Raw genomic sequence first — 20,414 nt, 5'->3', positions numbered from 1 at the left:
GTCAGTTTGCCTTTGGCTTTTTGGCCGGCATCTCGGCCGGCTCCAGCGCGGCAAGCTTCGCTTCCAGCTCGGCAACGCGCGCCTTCAGGTTCGCGTTGCTCTGCGCCAGGAACAGGATCCGGTTCCTGGATGCCTTCGCCGCCGCGTCGAGGCGCTCGACCTCCTCCTCGAGCGCAACCTGCATTGAGATGGACATGGTCTCCGGTTCATTGGTAGTCATTTTCGGGCCTCTGTTTGGGTGTTTGCTCATTTTTTCCACCAGTTCGCGGTGACGGAGCAGTCGATCGTGATGCCGGCGCCGCCAGCGGGCGTATGGTTGGTGTCGATCCGATAGGTGAAGGTTCCCGCCGGAGCGGACGCATCGAGAAATACCGGCTCGTAGACCCCGGAGTTGCTGTTGTAGGTCACCGATCTCAGGACCGTATCGACGCCACCCACCGTTCGAACCAGCCTCATGTTGACGGTAGCGCTGCTGCTGCCGCCGCCGGCCGTGTAGACAGAATTCATCCTTGCGAAGACCAGAGGGGGAATCGCACCCGTGTTGTTGACGGTGATTGTGACGCGGGTGACGAATGAGGGTCCGTTGGCACCGGTCGAAAGAAGAAACGCCTGATTATCCCAATCGGTGATGGCATTGCCGGCGATCAGGTCGGTGATGACCGTGCCGTTCTGCAACACCACGCCGGCGTTGAGCGAATTTGCGGTGATGTTGCCCGCAGTCAGGTTGCGGATGCGCGCGTTGGCGATGAAGGCAGTGCCAGCGTCGAACAGCGCGGTGACGACACCGCCCGTCACAATGACAAACTGATCTGTGTCGAGGACGATGCGGGATGCTGATGCCGTCGCCTCGATGTAGAGGCCTGACGAGCGGAAGGTGCTGCCCGAAGTAACGCGCGCCTCTATGCCGATGCGCGAGGACCAGCCGGCCGCCGGTGTGTAATCGGTGCCCATTCTGAACGTGGAACCGGCAGAGACGTCGCCGATCGTGGTCTGCAAGGCGATGATCGCCGAAGCGTTGGCCGCGATCGTGCCTCCTTGGGCCGACACCGTCGTCGACAACAACGACACGGCGGTCGAACTGGCGACAACACCAGTGACCGGATCGTTGACCGTCGCCTCGAGAGCCTCGATCTTGAGGGCGAGCGCTGAGCCGGGACCGGTCGCAGTAATGATCTCTTCAGTGAACAGCGCGACTGCGCCGTCGGTTGCGGACCGCAGCTCCCGCCGCAGTTCCTGCTTGTCGGAAAAGCCGACCAGGTAGTTGCCGGCGCTGTTCGTCGATACCGCCTGCAATTGTTCAAGGACATCGCGCACCGCATTGCCGGTCCACGCCTGGAAGTCCTTCACATCCTGCGCGAGCTGGCCGAGGTCGATGGGGTAGAACGTATTGCCGGTGACATCCGCCGTCGTCAGCCAAGGGGTGAACGTCTTGAACCGATCGGGAACCGTCGTGATCGTGGCCCTGGCTGTATAAAACACTCCAGGCGAGACGTTCTTCGACGTGATGTAGATGCCGTCTTCGGGAGTGTCGCAGGTGTCCTGGTAGACCTGATCCGGAATATCGTCCCGGTAATAGAATATCCGAACGGCAATGATCGTGGGATCGTTCGGCGGATCCCAAGCAAAGCGCAGCGCGGGAACCTCCTGGCCGCCGGCACCATTGATTACACCGACCTCGACCCGCCAATTCTGCACTGTCGACAGGATCGACGGATTGATGGGCGGGCTCGGCGGGATGATGATCGGGCCCGGCTCGATGTCGCCGTCGTCGTAAATGTCTGCCGACGTTTCCGCCAGCGTCAGCGTGAAGCGAAACTGCTCGTCGCACTGCCATCCGGTGATCAGCCAATCGGTGCCGTCGAATGTGACCCACTCCCCTTCCTGCACCGTAAGGCCTACCCGGCGTGACACCGGAACCGTGGCGGACCCGCCCAAGCGGTTTTGCCGATAGCGGATCGTCAGCAGATATTGGGCGATGTCCGGATCGGTGACCTGGAGGAAGTCATTCGAGGTTTGCCGCGACCTGCCATCGGCCGCAACATCCGCATTGACGAAAATCGGCGTCAGGCTTTCCGGCCCCCACTGCGATTCCTCAGATGTGAATTGCCCCGACAGGTGGTTGAAAAGGTCGAACGCGGACTTGCGGCGTTGCAGATCCTGGGCGCGGTCGATCGGGATGTCGTCGGCCGTGATCTCCAGAACAGGAACTTGCGGCGCGCCGGCGATGATGCCTGAAAGGCCGCGGCGATTGAGGGCATAGCCAGCCATCGCATCGTCGAACTCCTTCAGCACCTCCGTATGATCGTCATCCGAGTTGACGAATAGGGCCGACTCATAGGTCGGCTTGCCATTCTTGACCGTGTCGCAGACGTTCATGGCGACGAAATAGGTGGCGAGATCGAGCTGGCCGATGCTCTTCCCTTCGCCGATCAGAGTTCGACCGGAGACCAAGCCTTTGAGGCCCAACTGGTAGTTCAGGCGATGGACGGCCGGGTTCTTGGTAAAGACATAGGTGGAGGTATCGCCGAGCCGCTGCGGACCGCTGCCGCCTGCGACCGTGCTGTCCTTGCGAGGATCGTATTCGCGCAAGCCGCGCAGCACGAAATCGAAGTCGGGACGCCCCTTGCTGAACCGCTCGTCATACTCGCGTTCGACCACCACATAGGTGAGGCCGGCACACACACTGGTCGACTTCCATGTCTGCCCAAGCGCCGCGCTATCCGAGACGAGTTTGGCGTCGACGCCCTGCCCCGGCCTTCCATCATAGAAGCGGAACGAGAGGTTGTTGCCGAACTCGGCCGTCTCATAGTGCTTCGCCTCGTTCCCGATTATGGCGCGTTCGATCAGGTCGTATTTTTGGCCGTAGAAATAGACATGCGGCTCCAGCCCATCACACCAGCCGTTGGCGAGCGCGAAGACCTCGGTATTGAATTTGTTGCCTTCCCCGAACTTGGCATAAAACAGCCGCTGACCGCGTACCTTTCCGGTGCCGAACAGGGCATTGACGGGAACATCGCCGCCGAACTGGGTCTCGCCTTGAACCGCCGAATACTTCCGCGCCTTGGGCCTGTTGAGATAGCTGATCGCCAGCTTGGCGCCAAAGGCCAGCGCGCCGGCGATCAGCGTTGCCGCAAGTACGGACCCGCCAAACAGCGCGCCCGCTATGGCGGTGCCGATAAGCGTGAAAATTGGCATGAATGACTATCCGAGCCGGAATGCGGCTTTGCAGGCGGAAAGATCGTAGTCGGCCCGCCCGCGCTCGGTCTTGGTGACGAAGCGCGTGGCCATGCAGATGCCGACATGTTCGGCGGGACCGACCTGAAGAATGACCAGGTCGCCGGTGCGTGCTTCCGCCGGCGCGCAGGGCTCAAGGTGACGTGCGAATAGTTGAACGAGGGATTTGCACTTCCGGCGCCGCAAAGCCCTCTGCGCGCCGGCCAGCGTCGTGTAGGAGCCGGAATACTTCTTCACCAGGCCGAGAGTGGTATCGAGCGCATCGGCCATGCGACAGCCGAGAAAGAAGCAATCGCTTTCGCCATAGACGTAGGGCTTGGCCATCTCGGCCTTCAGCGTCTCGGCGACGATCTCGAAACGGTTAGCCACTGCGCTGGCCCCATTCCTCGGGAATGGTCGCTGTCGTGGCAACGTATTCCATACAGGTGTCGGTCGGGTCGTTGTCGAACTGGTGTTCGGCCTGGCTGCGCTTGACCAGCGTTGAGCCCCGCGCCGAGCGGCCCGGAGGCTGGAGGTCGATCGTCAGCGTCAGCGAGCGCTCGCCTTTGCCGTCGATCGCGCCCTTGTTGTAGCGGACCTCATCGATCTCGTAGAGGCTCGACGCGAGAATGCCGAGCACCTCGTCGGTGGCGGGATCGCCGGCAAGATGCGAGATGATGACCGGCGCGTTTGGATAGTTGAACTCCTCGATCTTCGCGATGGCATCATCGACGTTGGCCGTCGGGATGTTCGAGAACGTGATCGTGCGCGTCGTCACCGCCACGCCGAGCGCCGAATTCATGCCGGCCGGCGAAAGCCAGCGGTTCGGCAGGTAGACCAGCCCGTTGTAAGTGTACGGGCGGCCGCCGCGGTGATAGCCGACCGACTTGCCCGGAAGATCGAAGCGGATGAGGTCGAGGCGAGAGATCTGCCCCTTCTCGACCAGATCCTGAACGGCGGGATCAAGGCTCATAGATGAACACCTCAGTCGCCGAGAATGATGGCTGGCGGCTCGACCAGGACTTGGCGCCGGAATAACTGCCGGGGTCGATCTGCATCACGCATGCCGCTTTCTCGAAATTGACGACGGCGGACGTGGTGAAATTGTCGAGGTCGAGCCCGTACTTGATCGACAAGGTTACGACACCGGCGCCATTGGTCGTGGCGGGCGCCATGATGCGGTGCAACGACCGCGTCAGGGCTGTCATGCGGAACTCGACATAGTCGCCGGGGGAGAACTGAAAGCCCGCCGGCAGGCCGCCTATGACCACCGTGCGGCTGTTCGTGATCGAATTGAGCACCGCCGTGCCGTTGAATGCGCCGCCGCCGGCCTTGGTGCCTGAGAGAGGCGCACCGGTGTCCATGAGGATCGGCCTCGGCCGGAACACGTCGTAGCCGAGGAAAGTCTCGCCATCGTCGCCAGCCTGCATCATGAACGCGTCGAGGAGGCCGAATTCAGCTTTGTTGCGCCATACTCCGGTGTATTGAGCCGTCCACCATGGCGTGCCGATGCTCTGGCCCTCGGTACGTCGGCCTTCCATGCGATCGGTGGAACGCGGGCGGACCGGATCAAAGCTGCATCCGTCCGTCCATGTGACGGCAGGCAAGTTGATTGGAGCGACCATTAGCGCGACGCCCCGTTCTGGTAGCGGTTCGCTTGAGCCTCATTGTTAGACTTGACGATCTCGATGGACTGGTTGCCGCTTTGCTCAAGTATCTTGGCAACAAGGTCCTGGCTGAGCTCGACTACGATGCGACCGTTCTGATTGGCCGACTGCATCTGCCCTCCGCCCGTCGCCATCACGCCAAGCTGACCCGAGCTGTTGCGCTTCAGCGGCAAGATACCTTCTGGCGCGGTCTCGGCGATGCTGCCGGTGCGGCCGCCTGCCATCTGGAATGTCGACATGCGATTGACGACACCGCCCTTTGCGAACGGGATCACATTGCCGCGGTCGAAAGCATTGCCCTTGGATGAGGCGAAAACGTCCTGGAACGGGTCTGGCGTGCCACCACCGAGGCCTGTTCCGCCAAGAAAGCTGGAGAACAGGCTATCAATGGCTGAGTTGAGCAACTTGTCGGCAATTTTGTCGAGGACCGACAGGGCTGCGTCACCGAAAGCCTGGAAGGCATTTTCGCCGTTTTTCAGCCCGTCGACGAAGGTGTTAACGAAATCGCCGGCCAGATCGCGGGTTTCTTTGAGATTGTCGTTCAGCCTGATTTGCGCAGCCAACGCCGCGCCCGCCGCGGAGTTGATATCAACATCCGCGTCACGAAGTGTCCCATAAACATCCTGCTCCGTTGGGGAGCGGAACATCTGCTGGCGGTCGAACAAGAGGTCTTGCTGAAGCTTGGCGGCTTTCGTGGCTTCCTCAAGCTTCGCCATCGCCTCGGCGCGATCATGCAATTCGGCCTTCTGCTTTTCGCCGATCGCCCGGCCATGATCCGTGGCCCGGCCGAGCAATTCCTGATAGTTGCGCAGCGTGTCGGCCGCCACGCCAACCTGCCCCGTCAGTTCGAGCTCAACCTTCATCTGGTCGATGCGGTCTTGGGCCGCCTTAAGCACATCCCGGTAGGCAGTCGCCGCGCGATTAGCCCCGCGATTTGCTCGCGCCAGGCGCTTATCATTCGCCGCGCCAATATCTTCGGCGTTGGGCCGCTCGTCCGGCGTTGGGGCTGAGCCCGGCAAGGTTATTGTGGGAGGGAATGCGTTGTCGTCCTTGGTGCGCGTGCCCCCGAGATTGATGTTGGCGACGGAAGCCGCGGCGGCATTCGCCTGCTCGATCAGCTTCCGAAAGCCTTCGATAATGCCTGCGAAGGTCGGGTTGGCGTTCTCAAGCTCGTTAAGCTTCGCCATGACGGCAGCAAGAGGCTGGGTGCCATCTTGCGCCGCGTCAAAGACGTCCTGAAGCGCCTTGCGAAGTGGTTCTGGCGCTGCCGCAGCTTCCAGCAGTTTCGCTTTGAAATCGGCAGTAGCCTGATCCGCGTCACTCAGCGCCGATTTCATACCTTCGACGGCGCGCGTCGTTCCGCCTAAAGCGTTCTCGACCTTCAGCGCTTCCGCAGCGGCGGAACTCAAGGTGGTAGCGAATTGCTTGCCTTCGCTTGTAGCATTCGGATCGAGCTGGATATCCGCAAGCTGGGTCGCAAGATCCTTGGCCGTTATCTTCCCTGAATCGAGAAGCACGAGCAGCCGTTGGAACGTGGCAAAGGTCTTCTCCCCGAACCCTCCAACGTCGCCCTGCTGCCCGCTAAGCGGATCGGTGATGGCCAAACGGATCTCACGACCGACCTCAGAGAATTTTTCTTTCAGGGTGTCTAGGTCACTGGCCGCCTTTGTGGCTGCATCGGCCTCGATGACAGACTTGGGCAGCCGAGAGGCGATCTCCTCATACTGCTGGGCCGCCTCCGCCACCTTGGGATATGAATCCGCCAGGCTTTCGATAAGCTTTTTGTGGTCCTCCAAGACCTCGTCGACCGACTTGATGTCGTTCCGCGCGACAAGCTCGTATGCCGCCCATGCCGCGCCAGCAGCAACAATCGCGGCGGTAGCAAGAGGAAACCTTGTTACGAGCCCAAGAATGCCGTCGCCGACAGCCTTCAATGATCCCGTCAGGCCGCCTGGCCCCTGTTGCAAGGCATCAACGATCTGGCCGGCTTGGCTTGCGAAAATCTGCATCGGCGGCGCGCCGAGTGCGAACATGGTCGCGACATCGTTCGCCTGCCGTGACAGGTTGAACATCTGGTTGGAGGTGAGCTTGGCCGCGGTTGCCACCTTCGCCGCCGATGCCTCTGCTTTCATTGCAGATGCGGCAAGCTTGTCGAGATCGGTGGCGGCTCTTGCTGCGGGCGAACTCTCAACAGCGATGCCAAGTGTTGCAACGGTCATTGCGGGTTTCCCGGAAGTGGATACGCTTCGCCCATCAGTTGCTCCATTCCATGGCGTGAGCTAGCTTCCCGTCTTTCGGGGAGGCTGATTTGGACAATTGGTTGAAAGGGCTGATCGCTGCCGCGTGCGTGGTCGTGATCGCCGGCGGTGCGTATTTTGCCTGGAACGACTACCGAGATCGAGCCGAAGCTAAAAGACTGGCAGAACAACGCGGCCAGCAGATGATGTGCGACACGATGTTGACCGAACTCAAATCTGGGAAGCCAACTCACGACTGGCGCATTCTTCATGTCGCCGGATGCATCGTCGACGGCTATTTGAATGAAAGTGATTTCTCACCATCCGAGCTCAAGCCGTATCTCGACCAAGCCCAAGATACGATCAAATGGAAGAGACAGGAAAAGGCCGGCAGCTGAGTGTGGTTCTTCGGAACCGCCCAGTGTGCCTGCCAATCAGACCAAGCCATTCCTTGCGGAACTGAGTGCGCCCGCAACTAACGGAAACTCTGCGGGAAACCGAGATGAGCGCAGTTTCCGTTAATTCAGCCGATCACATTTCGGTAATGGAACCGATAAACCACTTGTAAAGTTGTAGCCTGTAGGATACGTGTGCATGATCGAAGTCCGAGAGATCGACCGCTACTCCGACTGGTTCAATGCATTGCGAGACCTACAAGCCCGCGCGAGAATTCTCGCGCGCCTGAGGCGCGTATCGCTTGGTACGTTGGGCGATGTGGCACCGGTCGGTGAGGGGGTAAGCGAACTTCGTATCCACTACGGCCCTGGCTATCGGGTCTATTTTGTACAGCGAGGGAGCACCGTCATTATTCTGCTTGGCGGTGGCGACAAGAGTACGCAGAAGGAAGATATCGCCGCCGCTAAGGCATTGGCGAAGAAAGTTTAGGAGTGATCTCATGGCCCTCAAAACCAAACGCTGGGACGCATCAGAGCACCTCGAAAGCGAAGAGATGATCTTCGCATACATCAATGCAGCTTTCGAAGAAGGTGACCCTGCACTCGTGACGGCCGCCCTTGGTGACGTTGCTCGCGCTCGCGGTATGACACAGATCGCCAAAATGGCAGGCGTCTCTCGTGAGAGCTTATACAAAGCTCTGAGCGCAGAGGGCAATCCGGAGTTCGCCACCATCATGAAAGTGATGCAAGCCTTAAAGCTGCATGTCTCTGTCACAAGAGCTGATGACGGCGATCCTTGCGACGACAATTTTTCTGAGGCCCGCCTCTCTGCCTAGCGGGATGACGATGCATGCCATTGCCGACAATGGGTTAGATTGCGGTTCGCCTATCGAATTGTAGGCGAACCGCTCAATTTTGCCATTGCTAAGCGGTGCATAGTCCCTTCGCCGGCTTTGCGGGACATCACCCGCGATAGGTCGTTCGGTGACAGCTACGTCAACGCCGACTGAGCATGCCTGCCTTCATCTCAGGCAACTGGTCGGGCGTCTTCTCCCTCGTGATGAAACCCATCGTCTCGAACATATCAAGCTTGCCAGCATAGCCGACTTGGATGGCGTTCACATCGGCATTTAAGGCTTGGACCTCGGTCCACTGGAGCCAGCCGATCGCGTACATGGCCAAATCGTCGTAGAAGTCGACTAGGCTGATGCGGCCTTCGGAGGGTTTACCTCTACCTCCCCTCCGTCTTTATCCGTTGGCGGTCGTCCGCCGTTTGCAACGATCATGACGAAGCGGGTCAAATCGGCATTGAGATTTGCGATCCCGGTGCGCCAAACTGTCTCCTCGACCTCGGACGGCTTTTTCCCGAGGCCATCCGCGACAATGCTGGTCGCAACATCCAAATCGAGATTGGCGAGCCCGCGAAGCGCCCCCATGATCCCTCCAGCCTGCCGCGAAATGGCCTGCGCCGCCTTCAGGGTCGGCCGAAGCGTGAACGTCTCGCCTTCAAGAACGATGTCGACATCGCCGGCGCCGAGTTGTGGTTTGCTCATGTGCTTGCTCATGCTGGATTGATGAATTCGCCATAGGAATTCGAGACGCCAAAAGACCGCTTTGCGACGTTATTTGGGCCTGTGCCGTTGACGCGCGACCAGCTCATCACCGGACCGCGGATGTAGGACACATCGCCATTCTTCCATTCGAACTTGATGTTGAACTCGGCCTGGTTCGTCGGCGCCGCGGCTGCCTTGACCGCAATTTGCCCCAGATCGGTTGGCATGTCGGCACAGGTGATGGTGGCAACGCCGCCGTCGGTCGAACCCTTCAGGTGCCGGGTGCGCGCATCTGCGAGGGCCGTGAAGGCCACGTCGGCCGCCGTGTCGCCAAAATCGGAGATGGTTTCCGTCTCGGCGATCAGCTTGTAGGTGTCGAGCGCGAAATCTGCGAGGATTTCCGTTTCCGTACCAGTGAAGTCGATAACGGCAGATGTGCCGATGCTGACCTTGGTTCCGGCCAGGGTGTAAAGGGCCATCTCGGGCCTCCTATGCTGGGATGCCTTGCCGAAGGGCGGTTAGGCGAAACACTCGTAGGCGACAGTCACCGGCGTCTGCCAATGCGTGTCATCCGCAATGGCCTGCGCGACTTCCGCCGCCTTGGTGACACGCACTGAAACGGCGCCATAGGTCATGCGCAGATCGGTCGGGAACCATGCCGCCACCTGCCCTGCTATCTCCGCAGCGACCGACGCGTCCTGGTTCTTCTTCGCAAACGCATCGATCTGGAGCAGCCCGATGCGCTGGTGAGGATCGGTTGAGCCGATGAACAGCCGGCGGTTGATATTGGGGACGTGTGTGACGCGGAGATAGCCGGTGATCGGCTTGATGAAATCCTCGTTCGGCCATGCGATCGGCAGGACCGGCGATAGCGTGAGGGTCTGGACCCGGCCTTTCAGCGCGAGCCAAATCTGGGTCTCGATGGATGGCATGTCAGAGCCCCAGCCTGCGCTTCACTTCGGCCGCCTTGGCCTCGACAATCATGACCCAGCGCTGCGCAACCAGCGTCACCCAAGGCCGCGGCGTTGTGCCGTTGGCGCCGTAATGGACGAATGCCGCATAGTTGGCCGTGTAGCCGAGATAGATCGTGTCGCCGAGATCTGCGCCATTGATGACCAGGATGACATCGCCGAGGTCTGCCGGCACCGGTGCGCCGGGATTATTTCGCGACAGCGTCGGCATGGCGCTGGTCGACGCCATCAGCGAGGCCCGAAGGAACCCGGTTCGCTTGTAGCCCGGCGGCTGCGGTTTGGCGTAAACCTCGTCGGCGAGAAGCTGATCGAGTTGCGAAACAAGCTCTTGCGCCGATTCCTTGAACACGATCTCCAGCGCGTTGGGCACCTTGGCGCACCAGGCGCCGACGGTTGCGGCAAAAGACGCCATCACCGCACCAACTGGGCGACGAAATCGATCTTGTATTCTGCGAAGCACTTGCAGCCGAGTGTGTGCCTGGTCGGAACGCCGGGTGCATGCGGATAAGGAATTGCGGTACCGTCCGGCGCGGTGAAGGACTGATCGAACGGCACCACCTGCCCCTGCATGGCGATGTGCTGCATGCGGCCATGCTCCTGCGGTGTGTGCTTCCAACCTTTGGTGACGTGCTGGGCCTGAAGGTTGCCCTTCTCCATCTGTTGGCGAAAGGCGATGTCCTTGGAGGCGCCCAAGGCAGCGAAGGTTTCATGCAGGCCGATGGTGTCTGCCCTCAGCTTCAGAAGGCTGTCAGCGTACCGGCCGGTGATCCTGTCGACCATCGTGGCCGGAACAGGCTTGCCGTCGGCGATCGCCTTGGCCACGGTCTTGTCGAACCGCTTGTCGCGCCGCGTCCGCTCGAGATATTTCCGGATTTGCGCCGGATCGCCAGACAGCAGTTCATCCCGCGCGGTGGCGACGAATGAGGCCTGCGGACCCGTCAGGCCGATGATGCCGCCTTCTCGCCGCCCGGTGACGGTGGAGACACGCCCCACGACCGCAACAGCCGTCTTGGTCGGGTTGTTCCCTCGGGCCAGCCCCGTCTCCAGCGCCGTCCTGATGCTGGTCATCTGATCCTGGACGATGCCGGTGACTAGTTGCGCCGAATGAGCCTGTAGCCATTGCTCGGCCGCCAAATTGCGAGCATCCCAGCGCACCACGATGCGGTGTCCGGATGGGTCGCGAAGCGTGGGCATGCCCTCCACAGTCGCCACGCCGCCCCCGTTGAAAGCGGCTCGGATCGCCTCATCCAGCGGCCGGAAGGCGGCCGGGTCGAGATGCATTGCCGCGACTGCGCCGTTGATGTCTCCGCGCTCCAGGCGCTCCACGATCCGGCGCAGCACGATGTTGCCGGTGATGTCGTCGATCGCTTCGAGGAAAGCTGTGCGCAACTTGGGCGCGAAGTCGGCCAGAAGTTGTTCAAACCGTTCACGTGGTGATAGGCGTTTGAGCATTGGAGGAAGCCTGAAATGAATACATTCACATCGGAAGAAGCGAGCCTTGCCACGATCCTTCTTCTTGGTCGCCTGTTCGAGGCGTTGAATAAGTCTGGGGCGTTACCGCAGAACGACGCTTCGGTGGCCATCCGCGCCGCCATTACTCAGGCGAACGGGACCGGCAATCCAGGCGCCGCTAGGGTTCTGGATCACTACTTCCATCAGTGGACCGTTTAGGCCGCGCAAAACGCCTTCCAAGCCACCACAGTCCCCGCCGCTGGCGTAGGACGCAGGCTGGTGATGACGCGCTCGGTTCCGTCGATGACGAGCTTATCCGTCATCTGCGGCACCACTTCCGGCACCGCGAAGGTGACGATATCGCCGGTCTGGACGATCAGAACGCCGTTCTCGTACCGCTGATCAACGCGTTTGACCGCGGCATTGAGCGGCCAAGTCGTCACCGTCGGCTCAACCGGCACCCATGGCTGGTCAGGATCGACAACGCCGGGCGTCTCGCGCTTCAACTGGACGGTGCCCTGCCCTAGCCCGCCGGCGGCATCCGGTTGCAGGATTTCCGTGACCATCTCGGCCATGTCGTCATAGAAGCCGGCCACGTCACACCACCATGATGGCGGGGAACCCTGTCACCGGCCCGATCAGCGGCGCCAACAGGCCCTCAATGATGGTCGAGACTGGCGCGTCGGGTGCGAAGATGTTGCCGCTATCGCCGGGTTCGAAGAACTCCCGCTCGATCGTGTCGACCTTCTGGCGCTTCACCTTTTTCGACGGATCGAATGAGATCGACAGAGAGCCGGGGTTCTTCAGTTCCAGATATGCCGCCTCATAGGAGGCATCGATCACCCGTTGAGGGATGAGATCGGAAGCGAGCGCAGCACCAAAAGCCGTGGCGCCGGTGCGCGGCCATTCCCGTTCCTGGGCGATGCCGCCGGTCGGCTGGCCAGGGAAGCGCATGCCATACGTGCCGTCGATGTAGGCGCTGCCGCGCTGGCGGGCCGCTGAAATCGTCCCTGCGGGCACCGTATAGCCGGCTGCTGCCGCATAGGCGGTAAAGCCTGCATCATCTCCGTATCCAGCCATGACGCACCCTCACGCTCCGGAACATTCAGGTTCCGCTCACGTTGATTTCTGCAAAAGGAGAAAAGCTATGCACAAGGACGAGATTAAAGGTTCCGCCAAGAAACTGCGCGGCGAGGTGAAGGACAAGATCGGCAAGGCGACGGGCGATGATAAGCTGCGCGCCGATGGAGCCGCCGACAAGGCCGAAGGAAGCATCCAAAAAGGCGTTGGCAAGGCAAAAGACGCAGTTCGCGATGCCTTGAAAGACTGAAGTCGAGGGCCGCCAGTCAACCGGCGGCCCTTCGTTCTGCTCTACTGCCGCGAAGCCTCAACATAAGCGGTCTTGTCCTCGTCGCTCATGGCATTGAAGGCATCCGCATCGGCCTTGTTGAGGCCGGACAGAAGCACATCATCGCCCTTCACGATGTTGAACTTGCCGCCGCCGTGATGGACGGCCTTGGCTGCGCCATCATCGACGCTCGCGGCCTTCGCCTTGCCGCCTTCGAAGCCGAACCAGCCGGTGCCCTTGGCAACCTTCAGTTCGGCATCCGAGAGATCGACATCGACGGTCTGGCCCGGCTCGACGAGAACCGGACCATCCTTGGTATTGAGACCGCGCGGGCCTACCTGCATGTTGGTGACTTTCATCATTGCCTCCTCAGACGCCATCGAGATAGCGGATCGACTTCGGCCGGCGGATGTCGACACCACCGAGACGGAAGATGCCGGGGACATCGAACTTGATCGGCCCGGTCTGCCATGCCGGCAGGAACCGGAACGGCATCGGCATGTGGAACTTCAGCACCTCCGGCGAGCGGCGATAGGCCACCATGCGCTTGGTGCTGCCGGCGCCCGACGCATCGAGGTAGCCGAACATGCCGCGAATGGTCAGCGGCTGGCCCGTCACCAGCGTATAGATGTTGTTCTTCATGACCCATTCGAGGATCGTGGTCTGGTTCACCGCGTCGATGCGGCGCGTCGAGATGTCGAGCAGCACCGAATACGGCAGCAGGATGGTGTCCGCGATCTCCGCGCCCAGCGTGCCGGTGAAGATGCCGGTGAGCTGGCCGTTGATGTCACGGAGTATCTGATCCGGCGTTTTGGACGCGAAGGTCGTCGCCGAACCCGTACCGTCCGCCGGCGCCGTGGTTGCCGTGGGCGTGGTGGAGTTGACCAGACCAAGGAAGCCCTTGCCGGCATCGCCGACGAAGGCAACGCTGTCGATCTTCTCCTCGGCGATGCGGCGGGCGGCCGAGGCCTTGTCATTCGACAGGTTCATGCCGAGCAGCTGGGCGGTGCCGAGCTCCTCGAGATTGTAGCCGTAGCCGATCGCCGCCATTGAGACGGTCGTCTCGAACTTCTCGCGGGTCAGCTCGACCTTGGGCACGTCGTGCGCATTGCCGTTGAACCACTGCGCCTGGCCGACCGAATCCATCGAGAAATACGTGACGGACTGGATCCATTCCGGGGCGGAGGTATCGACCGGGACCAGGGACGGATACTGGATGTCCTGGTACCGGATCGCGTACACCGTCGGCTCGATGAGCGTGGCCTGACGGATAAGGAAGCTCATCGCGACTTGCTGAGCGTCCTGCATGGTGTGTGCGTTCATTGTGGCCGCTCCTGTTAGCCGAGGCGCAGCGCAGCGAGGCCGGCACCGGCGGTGCTGGTGTCCCACTGAGCATTGGCGATGAGGGTGTTGGACGTCGAGACGTTCGTGAGAACGCCCGTCGCCGGCACGTAGTAGACGGGATCGCCGACGGCGACCGCGACCGAAGCCTGGACGACGATGACGCCCTTCTTCATGATTGCCGCCGTGGCGTACTGCTCATACTTGCCAGTCGGCTGCGTCGCATCCAGAACGGCGATGCCGCAGAACTTGACGGTGGCTTCGCTGTCCACGACCTGGTTGTCAGCCGTGCCCTGAACCGCGACCTTGCCGAAGCCGATACCTTCCGCGTCCTCGCAAAGGCGGGACACGATGTCGGTCGGCTCCATGTTGAGGACCATGCCCTCGATCCAGCGCGCATGCTGGGCGCTGTAGGTAGTCTGGACTGCCGGCATGATCAGGCCTCCTTCTTGTTCTGCCAGGCCGAGGCGAGATGATCGGTCATGGCCTGGTGGGCGGTGGCGACAGTGCCGGCCGCGTCATTGGTCTGGAGGCCGTTCTGCACGACCTGGCGGAACGGATCGGCGCCGCCGATCTTCTTCGCCGCGTCCTCGACGAGGATGTCGAAACGGGCGTCGATATAGGCGTCGGCCTTGTCCTTGACAGCGGCATCGCCGAGCGCGGCGGTGACGGCGGCCTTCCGGATAGCGCCATCGGACAGACCATCGGTCTTGACGTCCTTGGCGATCGCCTTGGCCTTCGTGATGAGATCGGTGCGGGCCGCGACGCGCTTGTCGAGGTCGGCATCCGACAGCACCTTGGCGATGGCGGCATCGCGTTCGGCGTGGGCCTTGGCGAGATCGGCATCATTGGCCGCAAGAGCGGTCTGGTGCTTCGTTTCGGCGTCGGCGAGCTTGGCCGCCGAGGACTGCAAGTCCGCGAGCAGCTTGGAAATGGCCTGGGCGCCCGCGTCGGTCGTTTCGACCTGGAGCCCATCGACCAGCACTTTGCGCAGATCCATTTGGATATTCCTTTCATCTGCTGTCTGGAGTGTGACAGGGCTCGCGCCCCACTTCCCCGCATCGTCGCCGATACGAGCTTTTGAACCGGCCCGAGCTCGATCGACGAGCGCCAGGTGGTTGATCTTGATGCCGCGCTGCTGCGCATCGAATGCCTCGCCGTCGGCAGTCCTGCCGGGGGTGAAATCCAGATCGCAGGTATAGCCAGCGGAGAGCTCGCGCTTGCCGTCGATCACCGACTTGATCGCCGCCGCATCCTTGAGGATCAGCGGGAGCATCACCCACTGGCCGTCCTGCTTGGCGGCAGTGCTGACCTCACCGACAGATAGCGCCTTCCAGTTGTCGGCCGTCACCTCCTCGTCGGGATGATCGACCGTGATCGGGGCGTGGGAGAAGGATTGGAGGCTGTCCTGCGAGAACACCTGATCGGCGGCGCGATAGACGCGCACAACGTCCTGATCCGGCTTGCCGACCTCATGGCCGGCGTAGAGCTGGATGCCGGTGCGCACGGCGCGCGCGGTGGCGACAAGGTAGCCGTCGGCGGTCTGGCGCGTTCCCGCGACAGATACTTTGTCGGTGAATTGCATTTCATATGCCTTTGTGTTTGGATCAAGAAGGGCGGAGTTGTTACACTTGACACTTCATGACATTCACGACATCGCAGAGATTTTTGGTGCAATAGGTGCGCTTATCGGAGCGGTAGGTACCATCGCCTTGACTTGGCTAGTTTTTCGCTTTTCTCAAAAACAGGAGGCTCAGAAATCTACAGAGGATGTTCAAAATTGGTGGCAGACACACAACTCGGTGGTCTTGAGCAACCCTAGGCTTCTATCTTTGGAGAAGCGCCTTCATCCATTCGGCGATCTGACTGATGAAGAGGTTCGGCGGCTGTACATCCATTTCATGACGCTTAATGTTTGCTACAATGCCTGGGCCAACAGGGATCAGATCGACCGGTCCCTATCTGAGTCAACGATAGACAATAGCGTCAATCGACTGTTTCTCGACCGAGATTTCGTAGTGCAACACGTTTTGCCACGCGGGTATCCGAAAGACTTTGCCGAAGAAATCCTACGACGCCTTGGGCTCCGAGAGTCGACCGCGAAGCCTCTACCGATGAGCTAGGGCTTTTCCCGTTGACCAATCTGTAGTGTCGCGGCCACTACTTCATCCTCGCTCGGCTCTTGCTCTGCCAACGTGCCGAATTCCTCGATCGCGGCTTCCAGGCCAGGCAACGAGCCATCTTCCACGAAGGCATTGATCAGCGCCTCGCTGAGCGCATCGATCGGGAGCAGCGGCGACTGACCGTTGCCGCCGGCCAAAGCGCGGGCCGCATCGGACTTGGTCTTGAAGACGTCGGCTTTCTCCTTCTCCGACATGCCCCAGAGCGGCGCCCACTCGTAATAGACATCGGCCGGGCGCGACCCGAGCGCGGACCTGATCAAGCACTCGTCCAGCCGATGCATCGCAGGCGTCATTTCGACCTGCTGCATGGCGGAGAGGCGATCGTAGTAGTTGCGCAGGTCCGATTCGCCGGTGGCGTTCATGCCGGCCGGTGCTTGGCCGAGAAGCCTGGTTGCAGGGATGTCGGCCGCACCGGACACGATCTGCAAGAACCGGTCGAGCACATCGGGCAATGTCGCGAAGGATGCCGACTTCTGCTCGTATTCCTCTTCCTTGTCGAGGAGCAGCGTGCCGTTGATGCCCTTGGCAGTGTTGGCAAGGGTGTACCTCTCCAGGATCTTGGCCTTGTAATCCTCATTGGCGAGGCTGGCCATGAAGTTCGGCACCTTGATGATGTCGATCTTCGCCTCGAACACGAGGCTGGCGATATTCGCCGCGGTGCCGTCGGCCTGCTTGATGGCGTCCATCACGGACTGGAGCACGCTGTCGCCCCACGACAACTGACCGTCGACCAGATCAATATCGGGTTGCGCGTTGCCCTGGAAGATGACCAGCCGCGACGGGTGTATCTGGACCTGCGCAGTTGTACCGGCGGTCAGCGTGTAGAATTTCGGCTGGCCGTAGAACTCAGATGCCGGGTCGCGGTCAATCTCGCCAGCGCTCAACTGGCGGCGCGACAAGACGGTGAGGTATTTGACCCCTCCCTTGCCGATACGATCGATCTCCAGCGGCGCGGCTAGATCAGCATCACCGGTCCCGATGTGGATGGCAGCGCCACCCCAGAGCCTGGCCTTGACCTTGGCCTCGAACACCTTGCCGCGAACATTAAGCCGGTTCTCTTCCGCCTCGATCGGTTCGATGACGTTTCCCTCGGCCTGCCAGTCGCGCCATGCTCGGACGGCATCAAAGGCGGGGATGTCGACGATCTTCCTTGGCAGCCAAGCCGTTCGGTAGGCGTTGAGCAGTTCCGCATCCGACAGCGGCGTGAACGCGTAATAGCTCGATGCTGCCTTGTCCCTGCCCGTGCCCATGCGGGAAACGAGGTTGGTCAGGCTGTCCCTGGCAAGCGTGATGATGTTGCCCATGCCGGCTCCTAGATATTCGCCAAGGTGTAGGTGCTGGCATCGATCAGGGCATTGAATGCCCGGCTTGTGCTGTCCGCATCGTCATCGTGCGCGGCTTCGGGAAACCCTTCGAGCGCGGAGAACCATGCCTCATTCCAAGGTGCGCGGAGCACCAGCACGTTGCCGGCTTCGGCCTGGGCTGAAAACGGGCTGAACCGCGTTACCTTGTCGCCGGATTCCGGCGTTGCCCTGGCGTCGAACCCTATGAGCAACTTCACCAGGTTGGTGACCTGCGACTTGCCCGCCTGTCCAGGATCCTGTGGCAGCGAGATTTTAGTCGGAATGCCGTCGGCGTCGGCGGTGTTCTTGATCAAGCGCTCGACGCCTGCCGGGGACAGGAAGTCCTTCACATGGTGGCCGACGATGTAGCGCCCGTCCGGCAGCTTTCCGATCTTCGTTCCAGCCGTGCCGTCAGGATCATTCCCTTCGACCTTCGGCGTCGAGGCCAAATCCCAGCCGCGCATCCACCTGACGCCGGCTGGCACCGCGTCGACCACTTCGCACCAGCCGCGCTGGAACAGCAAGCCAGCAGCCGGCCGTATTTTCCAGTTACCGCCGAGTAGGCGTTCCCGCTCGACTGTCGGCTGCGCCATAAGATTGGCGAGATAGCCGGGGTCCGCCGCCATCAGCAGAGCATTGTCGCTCAGCTTGGCCGGGATGAAGGTGACCGACTTCGGCGGGATCGGCTCGCCGTCGATCGGGTTGACCTGATGGGCAAGCTCTTCCTTGCTGTCTGCCCAGATGATCGTGTCGCCGATGCGAACGAACCAGCGGATGACGCCAGCGCGCTCAGGGATCGCAAAGCCGGTTTCCTGATCGATCCACCAGGAGATAAATTCGGCTACCCAACTATCAGCGTCAGGGTTGCATGTTGCTCGAACGTATGGCCGCACGCCGCACATGGAGCGATTGCGGCTGAGCATGTACCAGAACTGCTTGGCCGAAAAATGCGTCAGCTCATCGAAACAGATGAGCGGGATCTGCGAGCCCTGCCAGTTGTAGATCGTCTTTTCGTGCTCGAGGTGAGCAAACGAGACGCCTGCGCCTGACGGAAAGGTCCAACTCAGGTCCGGCGCCGATCGCGGTTGCGCGCTCAAGTGCGGATAGAGCTTTTCGCTTTCGTCCCATAGGCCGCCCTCATTGCGGACCTGAGTGAGGTTGCGCCGGAAGAAGACCGCGCCGAAACCCGGATTGGCCACATGCCGAAGCGGCTCCATGAGCAGAGCCCACGTCTTGCCGCCCCCTGCCGCGCCGCCGTAGATTGCGATATCGGCCGAAGAGCCAAGGAACGTCGTCTGAGGGCCAGGCTGTGGCCTGATGACGGTTGGGGCGGCCTGCCCTTGCTCAACTCCTGCCATTGTCGGGCAACTGGAAGATCGTCACCGGTGCGGTAGGCGCCGGCAGGTCCTTTCCATCCTTCCCGGTCAATTCCCGGCGATTGGTGTAGGCGTTGCCCACTTCTTCGGCCGCCTGCTTATGAAGCTGTGCCGCCAAGCTCATGTTGCCCATCGTCTCGGCCTTGTCGGCCATACGCTGAAGGGCGCGAAGGCGAACGGCGCGATGGCTGATGGCGATGGTGGCGGTGTCCTCGAGAAAGGTCTTACGGGTCTCTGCGAACAAAGCGCGCCACTTGCTGGAAAGGGCCGCGCCCGCCTTCTTGGTCGGGTCGTACCCCTCGACAGTCTGGCGCGTGACCATGGCGCCAAATTCCTTCCTGACTGCCTCGACAACAACGGACGGGGTATCGAAACACGCGACGCTCTGTACAATGAACGTTTTCGCGGCCTCGCTGAGCTTTGCGTTGGCCATGATCTATGTCAGGCTCCGGTCAGGGAGGATTGAATGGCGACTTACCGGGACATCCAACAGCGCGTGAAGCAGCAGAGCGGCTTTGTGCCGAAGACTTGCTGGATCGCACATGTCCTTGCCGATAACGGATTGACTAAGCGCCAAGCAGTGAACCGCGCCGATCCCAGCAGCAGAGTACACCCCTGCCCTGACGAGAAGCGCCCGGCCATCGAGGCGGCCCTACGTGGCCTTGGCGTGCTGGCCGCCTAGGCTACCCGTAACCGGCAGGTCCCACAGGCCTGGGCAATGCTCACATTGGCGATTTCAGGTCCGGCCTTTGCGGCATCGACCAACTCGCGAACACCCGCGGCGTCGGCGCCGTATCGCCTGACCACACCGACGAATTCCTCAACATCATGTCCACGAATGGCGAAGGCCGGCAATCCGCTCTTGCGGAACTTCGGCTGGCCGAATGCATCGCGCTCTTGTCCGCAGTGATAAAGCTCGTGCTCGACCAGGACGCAGAACTCGGCATCACTGCACTGGCTGGCGTAGTGGGCGTCGAACGTCAGGATGAAATCCGGCACATCGCCGAACCAGTCTAGGATCTGCCGCTCGATCCGAGCGCGGAGCCATTTGCCGGCCGGCGGCAAACCTCTCTCGGCTTGGCCGATGATGGATCGCCCTGCCCTGCCATTCGGCACGTTCGTCCAGAGTGCGCCGATGGTGGCCTGGTTAAGGTGGCGATGGTCGTCGTTGCGGAGGAAGGCATCGTCAGCGATGAAGGTCGCGCGCGCCCACTTGCTCAAATCAGCCGAAGCGGCAAAACAGATCGCGTCCGTTTCCAGCAACTCGAGCGGCGGCAGCGGGCGCTGCTTGTCGGTGAGGGGCACGTGTCCTCGCAACCGATTAGGAAAAGGGCG

30 protein-coding genes are annotated in these 20,414 nt (G+C 61.1%); 8 read left to right on the top strand and 22 right to left on the bottom strand.

Annotation, left to right across the window (positions count from 1 at the left end):
• Window position 1: 1 nt before the first annotated feature.
• Both FJ951_RS27165 and FJ951_RS27160 read right to left on the bottom strand, forming a co-directional pair.
• A complete protein-coding gene (locus tag FJ951_RS27165; RefSeq protein ID WP_140518168.1) occupies window positions 2–220 on the bottom strand; it encodes a hypothetical protein in 219 nt (72 codons plus the stop codon).
• A 26-nt stretch (window positions 221–246) separates the two neighbouring features.
• Window positions 247–2,661 (bottom strand): phage tail protein, encoded by a 2,415-nt coding sequence (locus tag FJ951_RS27160; RefSeq protein WP_140518167.1) that lies wholly within the window; start codon window positions 2,659–2,661, stop codon window positions 247–249.
• Between the two features lie 147 nt (window positions 2,662–2,808).
• On the opposite strand from FJ951_RS27160, the gene FJ951_RS27155 reads away from it, so the two are divergent.
• The gene (locus FJ951_RS27155; RefSeq protein ID WP_140518166.1) at window positions 2,809–3,201 is read left to right on the top strand and encodes a hypothetical protein; all 393 of its coding nucleotides are present in this window, start codon (window positions 2,809–2,811) and stop codon (window positions 3,199–3,201) included.
• Here FJ951_RS27155 and FJ951_RS27150 read toward each other — a convergent pair whose 3' ends face one another.
• Genes FJ951_RS27150 through FJ951_RS27135 form a run of 4 tightly spaced genes read right to left on the bottom strand, consistent with a single transcriptional unit; the run spans window position 3,202 to window position 7,099 of the window.
• Window positions 3,202–3,603, bottom strand: a complete 402-nt coding sequence (locus FJ951_RS27150) for a hypothetical protein (protein ID WP_246671795.1) — start codon at window positions 3,601–3,603, stop codon at window positions 3,202–3,204. It lies immediately after the preceding gene.
• The gene (locus FJ951_RS27145) at window positions 3,596–4,186 is read right to left on the bottom strand and encodes a DUF2163 domain-containing protein (RefSeq protein ID WP_140518165.1); all 591 of its coding nucleotides are present in this window, start codon (window positions 4,184–4,186) and stop codon (window positions 3,596–3,598) included. The genes FJ951_RS27150 and FJ951_RS27145 overlap by 8 nt, the downstream gene beginning before the upstream one ends.
• Entirely contained in the window at window positions 4,176–4,838 is a 663-nt protein-coding gene (locus FJ951_RS27140) for a hypothetical protein (protein WP_140518164.1), read from the bottom strand. Before FJ951_RS27140 ends, FJ951_RS27145 begins: the two co-directional genes overlap by 11 nt.
• Window positions 4,838–7,099: a phage tail length tape measure family protein gene (locus FJ951_RS27135; RefSeq protein WP_140518163.1), complete on the bottom strand. Its 2,262-nt coding sequence runs from the start codon at window positions 7,097–7,099 to the stop codon at window positions 4,838–4,840. The genes FJ951_RS27140 and FJ951_RS27135 overlap by 1 nt, the downstream gene beginning before the upstream one ends.
• 101 nt (window positions 7,100–7,200) lie before the next feature.
• Between FJ951_RS27135 and FJ951_RS27130 the strand changes: the two genes are divergently transcribed.
• From FJ951_RS27130 to FJ951_RS27120, 3 genes are all read left to right on the top strand, one after another.
• A complete protein-coding gene (locus FJ951_RS27130; protein WP_140518162.1) occupies window positions 7,201–7,515 on the top strand; it encodes a hypothetical protein in 315 nt (104 codons plus the stop codon).
• A 196-nt stretch (window positions 7,516–7,711) separates the two neighbouring features.
• On the top strand, window positions 7,712–8,002 hold the full coding sequence (locus FJ951_RS27125) for a type II toxin-antitoxin system RelE/ParE family toxin (protein ID WP_140518161.1): 291 nt from the start codon (window positions 7,712–7,714) through the stop codon (window positions 8,000–8,002).
• 10 nt (window positions 8,003–8,012) lie between these two features.
• Window positions 8,013–8,348 carry an addiction module antidote protein gene (locus FJ951_RS27120; protein WP_140518160.1) on the top strand — a complete coding sequence of 112 codons (336 nt, stop codon included), beginning with the start codon at window positions 8,013–8,015 and terminating at the stop codon, window positions 8,346–8,348.
• 160 nt (window positions 8,349–8,508) lie between these two features.
• Here the strand turns inward: FJ951_RS27120 and FJ951_RS27115 are convergent, their stop codons facing one another.
• The 6 genes from FJ951_RS27115 to FJ951_RS27090 are packed head-to-tail and all read right to left on the bottom strand — an operon-like array spanning window position 8,509 to window position 11,488.
• Window positions 8,509–8,688 carry a hypothetical protein gene (locus FJ951_RS27115; RefSeq protein ID WP_140518159.1) on the bottom strand — a complete coding sequence of 60 codons (180 nt, stop codon included), beginning with the start codon at window positions 8,686–8,688 and terminating at the stop codon, window positions 8,509–8,511.
• A gap of 23 nt (window positions 8,689–8,711) precedes the next feature.
• Complete coding sequence (locus FJ951_RS27110; protein ID WP_140518158.1) at window positions 8,712–9,065, bottom strand: hypothetical protein; 354 nt, start codon at window positions 9,063–9,065, stop codon at window positions 8,712–8,714.
• 8 nt (window positions 9,066–9,073) lie between these two features.
• Window positions 9,074–9,544, bottom strand: coding sequence for a hypothetical protein (locus tag FJ951_RS27105; RefSeq protein WP_140518157.1), 471 nt, complete (start codon window positions 9,542–9,544; stop codon window positions 9,074–9,076).
• Window positions 9,545–9,583: 39 nt separating this feature from the next.
• Entirely contained in the window at window positions 9,584–9,997 is a 414-nt protein-coding gene (locus FJ951_RS27100; protein WP_140518156.1) for a DUF4128 domain-containing protein, read from the bottom strand.
• Between the two features lies 1 nt (window position 9,998).
• Window positions 9,999–10,448, bottom strand: coding sequence for an HK97 gp10 family phage protein (locus tag FJ951_RS27095; protein WP_181172295.1), 450 nt, complete (start codon window positions 10,446–10,448; stop codon window positions 9,999–10,001).
• Entirely contained in the window at window positions 10,448–11,488 is a 1,041-nt protein-coding gene (locus FJ951_RS27090; protein WP_140518154.1) for a head morphogenesis protein, read from the bottom strand. The genes FJ951_RS27095 and FJ951_RS27090 overlap by 1 nt, the downstream gene beginning before the upstream one ends.
• Before the next feature lie 15 nt (window positions 11,489–11,503).
• Between FJ951_RS27090 and FJ951_RS27085 the strand changes: the two genes are divergently transcribed.
• Window positions 11,504–11,707 carry a hypothetical protein gene (locus tag FJ951_RS27085; protein WP_140518153.1) on the top strand — a complete coding sequence of 68 codons (204 nt, stop codon included), beginning with the start codon at window positions 11,504–11,506 and terminating at the stop codon, window positions 11,705–11,707.
• On the opposite strand, the gene FJ951_RS27080 is transcribed toward FJ951_RS27085, so the two are convergent.
• Window positions 11,704–12,084: a hypothetical protein gene (locus tag FJ951_RS27080; RefSeq protein ID WP_246671793.1), complete on the bottom strand. Its 381-nt coding sequence runs from the start codon at window positions 12,082–12,084 to the stop codon at window positions 11,704–11,706. The two genes, FJ951_RS27085 and FJ951_RS27080, sit on opposite strands and share 4 nt — an antisense overlap.
• A gap of 1 nt (window position 12,085) precedes the next feature.
• Window positions 12,086–12,568: a DnaT-like ssDNA-binding protein gene (locus FJ951_RS27075; protein ID WP_140518152.1), complete on the bottom strand. Its 483-nt coding sequence runs from the start codon at window positions 12,566–12,568 to the stop codon at window positions 12,086–12,088.
• 67 nt (window positions 12,569–12,635) lie between these two features.
• Between FJ951_RS27075 and FJ951_RS27070 the strand changes: the two genes are divergently transcribed.
• On the top strand, window positions 12,636–12,818 hold the full coding sequence (locus tag FJ951_RS27070) for a CsbD family protein (RefSeq protein WP_140518151.1): 183 nt from the start codon (window positions 12,636–12,638) through the stop codon (window positions 12,816–12,818).
• A gap of 41 nt (window positions 12,819–12,859) precedes the next feature.
• On the opposite strand, the gene FJ951_RS27065 is transcribed toward FJ951_RS27070, so the two are convergent.
• From FJ951_RS27065 to FJ951_RS27050, 4 genes are read right to left on the bottom strand one after another with little or no spacing between them, the layout of a single operon-like run.
• Window positions 12,860–13,195 carry a hypothetical protein gene (locus FJ951_RS27065; RefSeq protein WP_140518150.1) on the bottom strand — a complete coding sequence of 112 codons (336 nt, stop codon included), beginning with the start codon at window positions 13,193–13,195 and terminating at the stop codon, window positions 12,860–12,862.
• A 10-nt stretch (window positions 13,196–13,205) separates the two neighbouring features.
• Entirely contained in the window at window positions 13,206–14,159 is a 954-nt protein-coding gene (locus FJ951_RS27060; RefSeq protein WP_140518149.1) for a major capsid family protein, read from the bottom strand.
• Window positions 14,160–14,173: 14 nt separating this feature from the next.
• Window positions 14,174–14,611, bottom strand: a complete 438-nt coding sequence (locus FJ951_RS27055; RefSeq protein WP_140518148.1) for a DUF2190 family protein — start codon at window positions 14,609–14,611, stop codon at window positions 14,174–14,176.
• Window positions 14,612–14,613: 2 nt separating this feature from the next.
• Window positions 14,614–15,762: a DUF2213 domain-containing protein gene (locus tag FJ951_RS27050; protein WP_140518147.1), complete on the bottom strand. Its 1,149-nt coding sequence runs from the start codon at window positions 15,760–15,762 to the stop codon at window positions 14,614–14,616.
• Between the two features lie 46 nt (window positions 15,763–15,808).
• Here FJ951_RS27050 and FJ951_RS27045 point away from each other — a divergent pair, with 46 nt between their 5' ends.
• A complete protein-coding gene (locus tag FJ951_RS27045; protein ID WP_140518146.1) occupies window positions 15,809–16,300 on the top strand; it encodes a hypothetical protein in 492 nt (163 codons plus the stop codon).
• Here FJ951_RS27045 and FJ951_RS27040 read toward each other — a convergent pair.
• From FJ951_RS27040 to FJ951_RS27030, 3 genes are read right to left on the bottom strand one after another with little or no spacing between them, the layout of a single operon-like run.
• Window positions 16,297–17,664: a phage portal protein gene (locus FJ951_RS27040; RefSeq protein ID WP_140518145.1), complete on the bottom strand. Its 1,368-nt coding sequence runs from the start codon at window positions 17,662–17,664 to the stop codon at window positions 16,297–16,299. The two genes, FJ951_RS27045 and FJ951_RS27040, sit on opposite strands and share 4 nt — an antisense overlap.
• 8 nt (window positions 17,665–17,672) lie before the next feature.
• Entirely contained in the window at window positions 17,673–19,061 is a 1,389-nt protein-coding gene (gene terL, locus FJ951_RS27035) for a phage terminase large subunit (protein ID WP_140518144.1), read from the bottom strand.
• Window positions 19,048–19,512: a DUF2280 domain-containing protein gene (locus tag FJ951_RS27030; RefSeq protein ID WP_140518143.1), complete on the bottom strand. Its 465-nt coding sequence runs from the start codon at window positions 19,510–19,512 to the stop codon at window positions 19,048–19,050. Before FJ951_RS27030 ends, terL begins: the two co-directional genes overlap by 14 nt.
• A gap of 33 nt (window positions 19,513–19,545) precedes the next feature.
• Here FJ951_RS27030 and FJ951_RS27025 point away from each other — a divergent pair, with 33 nt between their 5' ends.
• Entirely contained in the window at window positions 19,546–19,761 is a 216-nt protein-coding gene (locus FJ951_RS27025; RefSeq protein WP_140518142.1) for a hypothetical protein, read from the top strand.
• On the opposite strand, the gene FJ951_RS27020 is transcribed toward FJ951_RS27025, so the two are convergent.
• A complete protein-coding gene (locus FJ951_RS27020; RefSeq protein WP_246671791.1) occupies window positions 19,758–20,384 on the bottom strand; it encodes a putative metallopeptidase in 627 nt (208 codons plus the stop codon). The two genes, FJ951_RS27025 and FJ951_RS27020, sit on opposite strands and share 4 nt — an antisense overlap.
• Between the last annotated feature and the right edge of the window lie 30 nt (window positions 20,385–20,414).

This window comes from Mesorhizobium sp. B2-2-3 (genome assembly GCF_006442405.1).
In the GTDB taxonomy this organism is placed as follows: domain Bacteria; phylum Pseudomonadota; class Alphaproteobacteria; order Rhizobiales; family Rhizobiaceae; genus Mesorhizobium.
The sequence above is the reverse complement of the archived record's forward strand: the minus strand, read 5'-3'. Positions and strand labels throughout refer to the sequence as shown.